We start from the raw sequence: 12,415 nt of genomic DNA, 5'->3' as shown, positions 1-12,415 counted from the left end.
CAAAGCAGAGACTTTGGGCTTTTTCATTCTGTGATTCTAAGCTTTGTTTAGTTTACAAAACTAATAATTAGCTGATACACATCATCGGTCGTTCGGCATTTATTGGCATTAATGATGAGCTGTTCACCTAAGTGTAGTGCTCGCTGTTGTACCGCTAAGCGCGCGTCTTCATCTTCAATCGCATCTATGTCTGCAACATGGGCGAGACCAATGGTGCGGCGGATCAATTCACACCCACAATAACCAACCGCGTCTTGCAATACTTTAGTGAGAAAGTATTCTGCGTAGCCTTCTGCTTGCAACGACAGGTCGCGTGTTTGTGTTTTCGCCAGTTCAAGCCAAGTTACATAGAAGCTCGATAGAGTGGTGGCGATACTATCGAGTAAATACACCTGCATATTTCGACGTTTTGGCAGAGCGTTAATGCGAGCATGTTGGGCACAGTAGTTGAGCAATAAATTGCCGATAAATGAGCCTAAATCAAAGCCTATTGGGCCAAAAAAGCCAAACTCTGGATCGATTAGCTTAGTGTGCCCGGCGTCGACGAAAATACTGCCTGTATGGACATCACCGTGAAGTAAGGTTTCTGGTGCATTGAGGAATTGGGCTTTGAGTTTTGCAACTTCAACTAATAGCGCCTTATTTTTTCTCAGCATTTCCACAGACGGTTGTAATGCAGCAGGAAAGTTGTTTCTTTCAGCATCGCGGTATGGGTCGTCAAAGAATAAATCTTCTGTGATTGCGCACAGTTCGGGATTAGTAAACTCGGTGACTAGGGCTTTCTTTTCACTCGGTGTTAAGTAAAAGCTTGAGTGGTAAAAGCTGGTTTTTGCTAGATAATTTGCGACGTCTTTGCTGAGTCTTGCAAAGGTGTTCGCTTGGTTTAATTCACCGCGTAAAATGCGTAGATGACCAAGATCTTCCAACACGGTTAGCGCAAGCTCTGTATTATGGTGCAGCACTTTTGCCGTGGTATCTGGGCAGATCTCACCATGGCGCTGTAATACACTGGCTTCAATTCTGGCTCTGTCTAACGTAAGCGGCCAGCTCTCACCCACACATCGAGCGTAAGGTAAAGCTTGCTTGACGATGATGCTATTTTCTTGCGTATCTTGTACGCGGAAAACCAAGTTCAGATTGCCATCACCAAATTCATAACAAGATAAAGTTGCATCTTTATCAAAGAAGCTTCCTAAATTCGTAATGTAATCAATAACTTTTTCTGCATCAAATTCAATGTAGCTCGACATGTTTCTGCACCTTGTGGATATTTGCTGTTAGCATTCTATATTTTTAAATGTTTAGATGTCTATACTTCTTTAGATCTTGATGTAAAATATTATTAGTACACTTTGAAAGAGCGGGATGTCATGAAAACCTTAATTGCACGTAGTCTTAAATTCGAATCGGGCGTGGTACAGGTATTGGATCAATACTTACTGCCACATCAACAGGTGTGGCATGAATGCCGCGACGTTGCGACGATGAGCGAGCTCATTCTGACACTTAAGGTTCGCGGCGCTCCGCTTATCGGTTTAGCGGCAAGTTTGTTAATTGGCTATCTCGCCGAACAGGGAGAAGGTAAAGACACCATTGCCCGTTCGATAGATGAACTTGAAGCCACGCGCCCTACTGCGGTGAATTTAATGCACTGCATGGCAAGATTGCGTGAAGCGTTACAAGCGAATGATTGGCAACAACAAGTGATCACAACCGCTGAACAGTTATTTGAAGAAGACACTGCGCTATGCGACCGTATGGCAAACATAGGCGCGGAGCTTGTGAATGCGGGAGACAACATTCTTACCCACTGTAATACTGGTGCGCTGGCAACGGCAGGTGTGGGCACAGCACTTGGCGTAATTCATCATGCTGCAAAACAACATGGTGATATTCATGTTTGGGTTGATGAGACTAGGCCACTGTTACAAGGTGGTAGGCTTACCGCGTTTGAACTAGACGCATGGCAAATCCCATACACGCTAATTTGTGACAATATGGCTGCGAGTTTAATGGCGGCGGGTAAAGTCGATAAAATCTTTGTGGGTGCAGATAGGATTGCGGCAAACGGTGATTTCGCCAATAAAGTCGGCACTTATAATCTCGCGGTGTTAGCCCATTTCCATAATATTCCTTTTTATGTGGTTGCCCCGATCACAACATTAGATAGCAGCTGTCCAAATGGCGCAGCCATTCCAATTGAACAACGCGCCAAAAGCGAAGTAACAGGTGTCAGTGGTAGTTTTGGTGATTGCCAATGGGCACCCAACAATGCTGAGGTATTCAACCCGGCATTCGATGTTACGCCAGCGAGTTTGATCACCGGATGGGTGTTGGATACGGGGTTGTTTACGGGTGATGAGGTTGCCCTAGGTGTATTTTTACAAAGTTAAACATTTGTAATTACTTTAACTACTCGTAAATCCAAAACCTTGTTAAAATGTACCCATTTTGTGCTTCGATATAAATGGAGAAAGTAAAACAGGATGAAAAAGTTAATTGCTCTGATGTTGTTGGCCTTAGCTGCTAATGTATTCGCTAAACAGGAAATACCGCTAGAGTCTTTTAGTAAAGGTAGTGAGTTCTCAGATGTAAAGATATCACCTAACGGAGAATATCTTAGCTTTATCACAAAGAGAGAAGGTAAAAACACATTAATTTTTTTACAACTTGATAAATTCAAACTCATTCACGCCGTGCGATTCAATGGTAATGCTCAAGTTGGCCGCTATGAATGGGTGAATAATGACCGTGTGGTATTGGAAAAGGAATATATAAGAGGTTGGAAAGATCACCCTGAATTTCATGGTGAGCTATTCGGCGTAAATGTAGATGGAAGCCGTGCTAAGTATTTGGTGGGTTACCAGGGTGAAGAACAAACGGGTTCTCGTTTGCGCAAAGCTACCCCGCTGTATGGCACATCTTACATTCTTGACCCTTTGGTCAATGACGAAGACAAGATGTTGATTGTGACCTATCCTTGGACTGGCTCGAAAGAGCCTACCACAAGAGTTTACGAGGTCAACGTTCATACTGGTGTCAGACGCAAAGTGACAAATGCTCCAAGAAAAATGGGCCGCTTTTTGACCGATCACCAAGGAGAGGTTCGTGCCGTAGTGTCTGAGGATGATGATGGCAATTCATTAGTTTTCATTCGTGAAGAAGCAGACTCAAAATGGACAGAGCTCACATTAGAAAACAACTTAGATGATTTCTGGATGCATGGATTCGATAAAACCGGAACTTCAGTTTATCTTTCAGCATCTACGGCTGGTGAGCCCATGGCCTTCTATAAGTTAGGCTTAGAAAGCAAAAAACTCACTCATGTTTTTCAAGATAAAGTGGTTGACCCAACAAAAGTATGGATAGATCCGATTGATAAATCTCCTTTCGCTATTGAATTAGACCCCGGATATCCTACCTATGCATTTATTGATGAAAGTGCTGATTGGAGTCAACGCCTAAAGTCTCTGATAGCCTCGATCCCTGGAAATCAAATACGTATTGTAAGTAGCACAAGAGATGGTGGACAAGTGGTTGTATTCGCAAGCAGCGATACCAACCCAGGGGATTATTACCTTTATGATAGCAAAGCCAACAAGATGAGATATCTTGCGTCTGCAAGAAACTGGATTAAATCAAATCAAATGTCTACAGTCGAGCCTGTTAAATTCACAAGCCGTGATGGACTCACTATTCATGGATATCTAACAACACCAATAAACGCAGAAAAGAAAAACCTTCCTTTGATTGTTATGCCTCATGGTGGACCTCATGGGCCAAGAGATTATTGGCAGTTTGACCCTGAGGTACAAATGCTAGCGAGCAGAGGAATGGCTGTGTTACAAGTTAACTTTAGAGGATCCGGTGGTTATGGAGATGCATTTGAAGTACTTGGCTACCAAAAGTGGGGCAAGGAAATTCAATATGACATCATCGATGGAACCCGTGACTTAATCTCTAAAGGTATCGTCGATAAAAAGCGGATTTGTATTATGGGGGCAAGTTTTGGCGGTTATTCTGCATTGCAAAGTGCAATATTAGAACCCGACTTATTCCAATGCGCAGTTGGTGTGGTTGGTGTATACGATTTACCACTGATGTTTGAAGAAGGTGATGTTGCTCAGCGTAGTTCAGGGGTCGCATATTTAGAACGTGTACTTGGTACCGATGAGAAACAGTTAAAGGCATTTTCTCCAAGCTATAATGTCGATAAGCTTAAGGTTCCTGTCCTTATCGTACATGGTGGTGAGGACCAAAGAGCGCCAATTGAACAAGCGGAATCTTTAATTGATGCACTGAAAAAAGCTGATAAGCCTTATCAGTATTACTTACTTGAAGATGAAGGGCATGGTTTTTATAAACCGGAACATCGTCTGAAATACTTTAAGAAAGTGCTGGCATTCCTAGAAAAACCTTTGCAGTTATGATTTGTATTATAGAGCAGGGGAGAGCTACCCGGATCTTTGTAATTTAAAGTTTTATTAGCGGCAGTTTTGTTGCTGAATATTGCAGTATACTTTTTAGTACCCTCAGGTATTAAATCTAATCAGATTAACTATGTTATCTGATTTCAAGTAAGTAACGCCTCTATGGTACTGACTTGGTGCTGATCACGTTGAATTTGCGTGCTAATAGCCTGCTATTGGCACGTAAATTCGTTTTGCTTACCGCTTTTTTCGTGAAGTAGTCACAAAATCTTCATTTTGTTTTTGGGGACAAGCTGTTCTACTATGGGGATTTTGAAGTAAGGAAAGTCGCTAATGAAGGGATGGTTCATTATTGGTGTGGTTGTACTGGCCTTATGCAGTTGCCACTCTATTCACCCGCAAAAAACCTACATCCATATAGTTGCAAGTTGCCCCCCTCAGGTGTTTGAACAATTGTTTATCGATGCGACAGATAGCTTAGTTATATCGCCCTCTGAGGCCGAAATTCCAATCGGCATGCACACAAATACTCTGCTTTTTTCACCACTGACAATGTCGTGGGATGTGGTGGATAAGCTTTTGGTTGAGTTGGACGACGCTGGGTTTAAGTTTCAAGCAGATTTTTTCGGTAAATATAATCACGCTTATCGTGATAACCATATCGGTGTGTATTTTGTTGAAGGTTGTGAGCCTAGCATGAGTAAGCAAGCACTCACAGCGCTTCGTTAACACTGTGAGTATTCAGACTTGGATTAATCAAGTAATGGAAACTGTTTTGCAATTTCAGAGTCCGTGCTTTTCGCAACCCAACCCTCTTGATTATTGAATAGGCGAATGGCGGTAAATTCTGGATCGCTACCCATATCGAACCAATGAGGCGTATTTTCTGGTACAGAGATTAGGTCACCTTGCTGACATAAAACTTGGTAAACCTTATCGTTTAAGTGTAAACAGAATAGCCCTTGTCCTTTAACAAAAAAACGCACTTCATCTTCGCTATGAGTATGTTCAAAAAGAAATTTTTGTCGCAACTCCGAGGCACTAGGGTTGCCCTTTGCGAGTGAAATCACGTCGACAGTTTGATAACCGCCTTGCGCTTTTAATCTTTCAATATCGCTCTGGTAGGCATTAATAATGTCGTCTTGTGACATTTCAGCTGTGATATCGGTGTTAGCTTGCCATTGTTCAAAGCGTACGCCTTGCTCTGCGAGCAAAGATGCGATGATGTTTGCGTCTTGCTCTTGTTGCAAAGCTTGGCTTGGATTCTGTTCTTGGTAGATAGTAAGTTGACTCATGAAAATGCCCCTTCATCAAAATGGTCAAAGCTTAATATAACTGGATGTTCAGGTGATGTTGCTTGTGCATCTCTAAACAGCTGTAATGTGTGCATACCGGCGGCCTTTGCTGCGTCTAGCTCGGCAACAATATCGCTTAAAAAGAGGATTTGCTCTGCTTCGTACGGTAGGGCTGCAATAATATTCTGATACGCCGAGACTTCCTGCTTGGCACCCACTTTAGTATCAAAGTAGTCACTAAATAGCGGGCGAATATCACCATAGTCTGAGTGCGCAAAAAGTAGCTGCTGCGCTTTCACTGAACCCGACGAATACACGTAGAGGTTGCGGCCATCCGCTTTTTGTTGTGTTAAAAACTGGTAGGCATCTTCGTACAAATGTCCGGTAAAATCGCCGTTTGTATAGCCAAACTGCCAAACGAGACCCTGTAGCTGTTTTAATGGCGTGATTTTTTTATCAGCGGCGATCCACTCAAGTAGCGCGGCAATCACGGTATCAATATCAGCGTTAGCATTATTCAATTCTGCTCTGACGGCACTAATTTGCTCGGCAACGGCGGCGTCATGCTGATGGTCGCGAATAAATTGCGGTAAATGCGCAGCGGCATACGGGAATAGTATCTCTTTAACAAATGAGATACGGGTAATTGTCCCTTCAATATCTGTTAAAATGGCTTTGATCATTGGCGCCCCTCCAATTTGATGCGTTCTAATTCGCAGGCAAATAAAAACTCTAAACCCTCAATATGACGACGAGTTTCTTGCACTGTACGGCCCACTGCGTATAACCCGTGACCTCGGATCAATACACCGTGTATAACCGGTGTAGTTTGATGAAATTGCGCCACGCGCTGTGCTAGTCGCTCTATATCCTGATCGTTATCAAAAATGGCAATGGATAAGGTTTCTTCATGCGATTGAATGCCAGACAGTGACTTTTGCATTTCATAACCACTGATCTGAAATTGACTGCCTTGAATAAATCGCGATAACACAGTCGCAGCAACGGAATGAGTGTGTAATATACATTGTGCACCCACGCATAATTCATACAGTTTTAGGTGCAATGCGGTTTCGGCTGAAGGCTTGCCACTTCCGGCAATGATGGTGCCTGTGGTGTCTAATTCCAGAAATTGTTCTGGTGTTAATTTACCTTTATCAAAGCCGCTGGCCGTGACAACAAAGCCAGAGTCTGTTTTGATAGAGAAATTACCACCAGTCGCGGGAACCCAGCCTTGCTGAGCAACCCAAGATCCTGCTTCGATAAGCGCGAGTTTTGCGGCTTGTGTGTGCATAGTTAACACCTATAAATTAAATGCGTTTGGACGGCTATACATCTATTTTGAGCAATGATAGCATCCACTCACGATTAGCACCATAAGAAAGAGAGTGTTGCAGTGAAAAGTAAGTTACCTCAGGTTGGAATTAGTATATTTAGCCAAATGACGGCATTAGCGAACGAGCATGGTGCGATCAACTTATCGCAAGGCTTTCCGGAGTTTGATGCTCCTGATTACCTAAAATCACAACTGAGCCACTATGTTGGCGAAGGTCAAAACCAGTATTCGCCTTCTGCCGGCGTACCGAGCTTGCAAGCACAAGTTGCGGCATTAATTGAACGTCGTTATCAGGTGAGTGTTTCAGGACAAGAGCAGATCACGGTGACCTCGGGTGCAACGGAAGCACTCTTCGTGGCAATTCAGGCAATAGTATCTGAAGGGGACGAAGTCATTGTATTCGATCCGGCTTACGACTCTTATGAGCCTGCAATTGAACTTGCTGGCGGAAAAGCCGTGCATATTGCATTGACTGCGCCGCATTACCAAATTGATTGGCAACAAGTCGCAGCGAGTATCAACTCAAATACCCGTGCTATTATCATCAATACACCGCATAACCCGTCGGCTAAAACGCTGAAGTCGTCAGATTTAGAGCAACTAAAACAGCTGCTAAATCAGCATGACTTGTTATTGATCAGTGATGAAGTATACGAGCATATTACCTTTGATGGTTTGCCCCATCTGAGCGCATTAACTGATCCAGCATTGTTTGAGCGTGCGTTTGTGATCTCTAGCTTTGGTAAAACCTTTCATAGTACAGGCTGGAAAATGGGTTACTGTGTGGCGCCAAAGCAAATGACTGTTGAGTTTAGAAAGATCCATCAGTATGTAACGTTCTCAAGCTTCACTCCGGCACAACTTGCATTGGCAGATATGCTTGCTGAACACCCTGAGCACGTTGATGAACTGAGTGGATTTTATCAACAAAAACGCGATGTACTGGTTAAGGCGTTAGCGTCAAGCCGATTTACGCTATTACCAAGTGAAGGGACTTATTTTTTGCTTTTGGATTACAGTGAAATTTCTGATCTCGATGATGTTGCCTTTTGTCGCTATCTGGTGGAAGAGGTTGGGGTTGCGGCAGTGCCACTCAGCGTTTTTTATCAACAAGCACCTGAAGACAAGGTCATTCGATTGTGCTTTGCTAAGGAAAACCAGACATTAGAAGAGGCTGCAAAACGCTTATGTCAACTTTAACCGTTACCCTTGTTCAAACAGATATCCAGTGGCTTTCACCGGAGGCCAACTTTACCCATATTGAGCGTTTGCTAGAAAATGTCGAGCCAAGCGATTTAATTTTGCTACCAGAAACATTTGCTACCGGCTTCGCCGTAAAAGAGCTGGATGTTGAGCGCTATGCTGATGCAGCCATCGAATTTTTACAGCAATGCGCTCAGCGCTTTCAGGCTGTTGTAGCGGGCAGCATACTGGTTCCGCATGGAGATAAAAAGGCCAACCGTATGGTGTGGTGCCAGCCGGATGGAGAGATACTTCATTACGACAAAAGGCACTTATTCTGTTTGGGTAATGAAGGCGATTTTGTGGTTGCTGGTGAGCACCGTGAAGTGTTCGAATTAAAAGGCATTAAATTCTTACCGCAGATTTGCTATGACTTACGTTTTCCAGTATTTCAGCGTAATCAGAACGATTATGAGGTTATGATTAATATTGCAAACTGGCCAGCGGCACGCCGAAATCATTGGGATACTTTACTGGCTGCTCGTGCAATCGAGAATCAGTGCTTTGTGCTTGCGGTAAATCGCGTAGGCGAAGATGGGTATGGCACTGCGCATAATGGTGGTACTAAAGCGATTGACTTCAATGGTAATAGTCTTGTTTCGGCAGCAGATGACCAAGCAGAAGTTATTACCGTAAAGCTAAAACTGAGCGACTTGCAGCAGTACAAAGCTAAATTTCCAGCCCACCTCGATGCGGATAAATTTACGCTGGCATAATACACATTGGTACATGCATAATATGCCCAACTAAAAGACTTGGTTGGGCATGCTCTAACTCGAAACTCAACAGGCCCTAAGATGCATTATATTGATGCACAAGCAATTCACCTTCTCTGCCAGTGGCGCTGTAATCATTCTTTGATAAACGGAAATAGCTCAACTGGGTGCGCATTTCATGGGCTTGCTCAGCCATTTGTCTTGCCGCAGCCATCGTTTCTTCGGTAATTGCAGAGTTTTCTTGAATAAGATCCGTTAGCCTTTGCACCACCAAATCCACTTCTTTAATGGCTTGTTGCTGCATTGAAGTCGACTCATTGATTTTAATGATGTTGTTATTTACATCACTCACGGCACCAACGATTTGTTGCAGCTTTTCACCGGAACTATTGGCAAGTTCAGTCCCTTGCTCTACCTTTTGATTACTGTTTGAGATAATTTCTTTGATTTGCTTTGCTGAAGCCGCGCTACGCCCTGCCAGCTCTCGTACTTCGTTTGCAACGACAGCAAAGCCACGGCCATTTTCTCCCGCTCGTGCCGCTTCAACGGCAGCATTTAGTGCCAGCAGGTTGGTTTGAAACGCAAGTCCATCAATCACCGATACAATCTCATTAATGTCTTTACTGGCTTTGTTCACTTCAATTATTGCAGCTACGGTTTGGGCAGATAAACGGCCTCCTTCTTTGGCTATGTTTTCTGCGTTTGTTGCCAGTCCTACGGCATCACCAGATTGGTTTGAAACCTTAGTGAGTTCGTCCAACATATTGCCGGTGCTGGCACTGGCTTCTTCTAAGTTTGCTGCTTGCTCTTCTGTGCGTTGGCTGATTTCAGTGTTACTCGCCGCTATTTCACCGGCACTTTGAGCAACATAATTTGCTGCGGCTTGGATCCCTTCGATTACACTGGTGAGTTTTTTAATTGTGGTATTGGTGTCATTCTGAAGAGACTTAAACACGCCAAAATATTCACCCTTTACTTGATTACTTAAGTCACCTTGAGCAACGTTAGCCAACACACTGCTGACTTCGGAGATAGCCCCAGAGACCTGTAAAGTCGAGTCATTTACGTTCTCTTTAAGCTGCTGCAGTTGACCTTGTAATGGCAACTCTATTTTTTGACTAAAGTCTCCTTCGGACATTGCGCCCATTACGCTGCCGAGTTCTTCAATGACTTGATTGAGGTTTTCGACCGAACGGTTAATATCACCTTTGAGATTATCGAGCTGGCCAGACATCGCAGATTGAATGGTGCGGTCAAATCGACCATGGCTAATAGCCATCATCACCGTAGAGATTTCCGAGATAGCAACATCAACGGCGGTCACAGAAGCATTGATATTATCTTTAAGTTGCGCGAGCTGACCCGTTGCCGCCACGTCCACTTGTTGTTTAAAGTCGCCGTTGCTGACGCCAGCCATCACTGTGCCTATCTCTTTCATTACTCTGTCTAGGTTTGCCATGCTGGAGTTGATATCTTGTTTTAAGGTATCCAATTGGCCAGCGAGAGGGGCATCAAGTTGCGCAGAAAAGTCGCCTTGGCGTAGCGCAGACATAATCGTGCTGATACCGTCAATCGCACTGCTAAGGCTGCGTACGGAATTATTTACCGAATCTTTAAGTTGCGCTAATTTTCCTTTAGCGGGCACGGTGACTTGTTCCTTAAAGTTACCTTGCTCAATATTGGTCATCACATGAACAATACCGTTCATAGTCGAATTAATCGATGCCAAAGAATCGTTAATATTATTTTTGAGCTTTTCTAAGTCACCTGACATGGGGGCATTAAGTTTGGTATCGAAGCGACCATTTGCCATATCAATCGAAATTTCATTCAGCTCAGAAATAGCTCGACTTAACGTATTGGCACAGTGGTTAGTGGCTTCTTTTAGGGTTTCTAGCTCGCCCCGACACGGTACTTTGATGCGGTCGTCAAACTTGCCCGAGGCCATTTGATTCATGACGCGATTAGCCTCTGTGATAGAAAGCTGTAAGGCATCCAGTAGTGAATTAAATGCCTGTGCACTGTTGCCTATTTCATCATGACTACGAATGGGCGCTCGCAATGAAAAGTTACCTTCCTGTTCAACTGATTTCATGGTTTCTACCAACTCGTGAACAGGTTTGGTGAGCGTTTTTGAGAACCAATAAGCGACGATTAGCACTAACACTATAGTAACCGCCAAAATAATCATCAGGTATTGAGAGAGCGAGGTAACGGGAGCAAATGCTTCCGCTTCGTCTATTTCAGCAAGCAGTGCCCAACGGGTATTAAAGACTTTTACTGGTGTATAGGCGGATAACACGGCTTCGCCGTTATAGTCCTCAATAACCTGTTGTCCAGATTGATTATTTAATGCTTGAGAGACAGCAAATGTTGCCACTTTGCCGCGCTCAGGGTATCGAAATGAATTCACCACGGAATGATGTTGTGGATCTAAGAAGGAGTCTGAACGCATAAGTCCTTCGGGACCGACTAGGTAGGTTTCACCACTTTCTCCTAAGCCTTCTCGCTCGGTCATAATGGCATTGATGGCATCAATAGATAGCTGTGCAGCTACAATTGCAACGGTTTGGCCATTCACCACGATAGGTTTGGCAATAAAACTAGCGGGTGCATTATAGGAGGGGAGGTATTGTTTGTAGTCTGCGAAAGCGCTGATTGTCGGATCTGCTGAGTCCTTCAGTTCTCGATAAAGAGCAGCTAGATTACTATTGGCATAAGGACCCGATTCCAGTGACGTGGCAAAATCAACCTCTTTAAATACAGAATAGACAATATTTCCATTACTAGGGTCGATGATAAAGATATCGTAAAACTCATAAATGTCGGCGATATTAAGCATATATGGATGGTAACTGCGGTGAGCAAGGTCATAACTATCTAAGTGACCGGTTTCAAAAAATTTGTACTTTTCACCAACTGGGTAGGGGTTGCTTGCTAAGTAACGTGCTTGCAGCGCAAGCCCAGACTCTGAAATGTCACTAAGTAGCTTTGCTGTGCTCGTATCTTCGGGATTTTCTTGATTGAATTTAGGTACGAACACTTCATCATAAAATCGAGATAATTTGGCATAGTTAATATCGGCCTGAGCGCTAGGAAAGCTGGTAATAAACTCTTGTGCAATCACAGGAAGCAATGGGTTTGCCGTAAAGGCATCGAGTTTATCCTCAACGGTCTTAAAGTAGCGATTAACCGCGCTTTTTTTGATCTCACTAACGGCACCAAGTTGTGAATATACTTGCGCTGTCATGGCATTCGATGCGGTATTGAGTGCGATGGAAATAATTACTATCAATGGCACGAGCGCGACGATTAGAAATGCAAAAATCAGCTTTTTAGTTAAATTAAGAGAGTTAAAGAATTGCGAAAACCCAGACATAACCTAATTCCCTGTTG

10 protein-coding genes are annotated in these 12,415 nt (G+C 43.6%); 5 read left to right on the top strand and 5 right to left on the bottom strand.

What is annotated here, in order from left to right; translation table 11 throughout:
* Positions 1-47: 47 nt before the first annotated feature.
* The gene (gene mtnK / locus JJQ94_RS23225) at positions 48-1,250 is read right to left on the bottom strand and encodes an S-methyl-5-thioribose kinase (RefSeq protein WP_099030930.1); all 1,203 of its coding nucleotides are present in this window, start codon (positions 1,248-1,250) and stop codon (positions 48-50) included.
* Positions 1,251-1,370: 120 nt separating this feature from the next.
* Here mtnK and mtnA point away from each other — a divergent pair, with 120 nt between their 5' ends.
* The 3 genes from mtnA to JJQ94_RS23210 all read left to right on the top strand — a co-directional run bounded on the left by mtnA (position 1,371) and on the right by JJQ94_RS23210 (position 5,159).
* The gene (gene mtnA, locus JJQ94_RS23220) at positions 1,371-2,393 is read left to right on the top strand and encodes an S-methyl-5-thioribose-1-phosphate isomerase (RefSeq protein WP_099030931.1); all 1,023 of its coding nucleotides are present in this window, start codon (positions 1,371-1,373) and stop codon (positions 2,391-2,393) included.
* 93 nt (positions 2,394-2,486) lie between these two features.
* The gene (locus JJQ94_RS23215; protein WP_099030932.1) at positions 2,487-4,430 is read left to right on the top strand and encodes an alpha/beta hydrolase family protein; all 1,944 of its coding nucleotides are present in this window, start codon (positions 2,487-2,489) and stop codon (positions 4,428-4,430) included.
* A 333-nt stretch (positions 4,431-4,763) separates the two neighbouring features.
* Positions 4,764-5,159, top strand: a complete 396-nt coding sequence (locus JJQ94_RS23210; protein ID WP_099030933.1) for a hypothetical protein — start codon at positions 4,764-4,766, stop codon at positions 5,157-5,159.
* A gap of 23 nt (positions 5,160-5,182) precedes the next feature.
* Here JJQ94_RS23210 and JJQ94_RS23205 read toward each other — a convergent pair whose 3' ends face one another.
* Genes JJQ94_RS23205 through JJQ94_RS23195 form a run of 3 tightly spaced genes read right to left on the bottom strand, consistent with a single transcriptional unit; the run spans position 5,183 to position 7,019 of the window.
* Positions 5,183-5,725 carry a 1,2-dihydroxy-3-keto-5-methylthiopentene dioxygenase gene (locus JJQ94_RS23205; RefSeq protein WP_099030934.1) on the bottom strand — a complete coding sequence of 181 codons (543 nt, stop codon included), beginning with the start codon at positions 5,723-5,725 and terminating at the stop codon, positions 5,183-5,185.
* On the bottom strand, positions 5,722-6,408 hold the full coding sequence (gene mtnC / locus JJQ94_RS23200; protein WP_099030935.1) for an acireductone synthase: 687 nt from the start codon (positions 6,406-6,408) through the stop codon (positions 5,722-5,724). The genes JJQ94_RS23205 and mtnC overlap by 4 nt, the downstream gene beginning before the upstream one ends.
* Positions 6,405-7,019: a methylthioribulose 1-phosphate dehydratase gene (locus JJQ94_RS23195; RefSeq protein WP_099030936.1), complete on the bottom strand. Its 615-nt coding sequence runs from the start codon at positions 7,017-7,019 to the stop codon at positions 6,405-6,407. Before JJQ94_RS23195 ends, mtnC begins: the two co-directional genes overlap by 4 nt.
* A gap of 102 nt (positions 7,020-7,121) precedes the next feature.
* Between JJQ94_RS23195 and JJQ94_RS23190 the strand changes: the two genes are divergently transcribed.
* On the top strand, positions 7,122-8,261 hold the full coding sequence (locus JJQ94_RS23190) for a methionine aminotransferase (RefSeq protein ID WP_099030937.1): 1,140 nt from the start codon (positions 7,122-7,124) through the stop codon (positions 8,259-8,261).
* The gene (locus JJQ94_RS23185; RefSeq protein WP_099030938.1) at positions 8,249-9,019 is read left to right on the top strand and encodes an amidohydrolase; all 771 of its coding nucleotides are present in this window, start codon (positions 8,249-8,251) and stop codon (positions 9,017-9,019) included. The genes JJQ94_RS23190 and JJQ94_RS23185 overlap by 13 nt, the downstream gene beginning before the upstream one ends.
* 76 nt (positions 9,020-9,095) lie before the next feature.
* Here JJQ94_RS23185 and JJQ94_RS23180 read toward each other — a convergent pair whose 3' ends face one another.
* Positions 9,096-12,398 (bottom strand): methyl-accepting chemotaxis protein, encoded by a 3,303-nt coding sequence (locus JJQ94_RS23180; RefSeq protein ID WP_099030939.1) that lies wholly within the window; start codon positions 12,396-12,398, stop codon positions 9,096-9,098.
* Positions 12,399-12,415: the final 17 nt, after the last annotated feature.

It is taken from the genome of Pseudoalteromonas sp. GCY, assembly GCF_016695175.1.
Taxonomy (GTDB): Bacteria; Pseudomonadota; Gammaproteobacteria; order Enterobacterales; family Alteromonadaceae; genus Pseudoalteromonas.
Note: the sequence above shows the minus strand (reverse complement) of the source record. Positions and strands in the feature narration are given on the sequence as shown.

Bases quoted from the DNA above. Each gene is read 5' to 3' on its own strand.
- mtnA (WP_099030931.1), top strand. From the start codon at position 1,371: ATGAAAACCTTAATTGCACGTAGTCTTAAATTCGAATCGGGCGTGGTA.
- JJQ94_RS23195 (WP_099030936.1), bottom strand. From the start codon at position 7,019: ATGCACACACAAGCCGCAAAACTCGCGCTTATCGAAGCAGGATCTTGG.
- JJQ94_RS23215 (WP_099030932.1), top strand. From the start codon at position 2,487: ATGAAAAAGTTAATTGCTCTGATGTTGTTGGCCTTAGCTGCTAATGTA.
- JJQ94_RS23180 (WP_099030939.1), bottom strand. From the start codon at position 12,398: ATGTCTGGGTTTTCGCAATTCTTTAACTCTCTTAATTTAACTAAAAAG.
- JJQ94_RS23205 (WP_099030934.1), bottom strand. From the start codon at position 5,725: ATGAGTCAACTTACTATCTACCAAGAACAGAATCCAAGCCAAGCTTTG.
- mtnC (WP_099030935.1), bottom strand. From the start codon at position 6,408: ATGATCAAAGCCATTTTAACAGATATTGAAGGGACAATTACCCGTATC.
- JJQ94_RS23185 (WP_099030938.1), top strand. From the start codon at position 8,249: ATGTCAACTTTAACCGTTACCCTTGTTCAAACAGATATCCAGTGGCTT.
- JJQ94_RS23210 (WP_099030933.1), top strand. From the start codon at position 4,764: ATGAAGGGATGGTTCATTATTGGTGTGGTTGTACTGGCCTTATGCAGT.
- mtnK (WP_099030930.1), bottom strand. From the start codon at position 1,250: ATGTCGAGCTACATTGAATTTGATGCAGAAAAAGTTATTGATTACATT.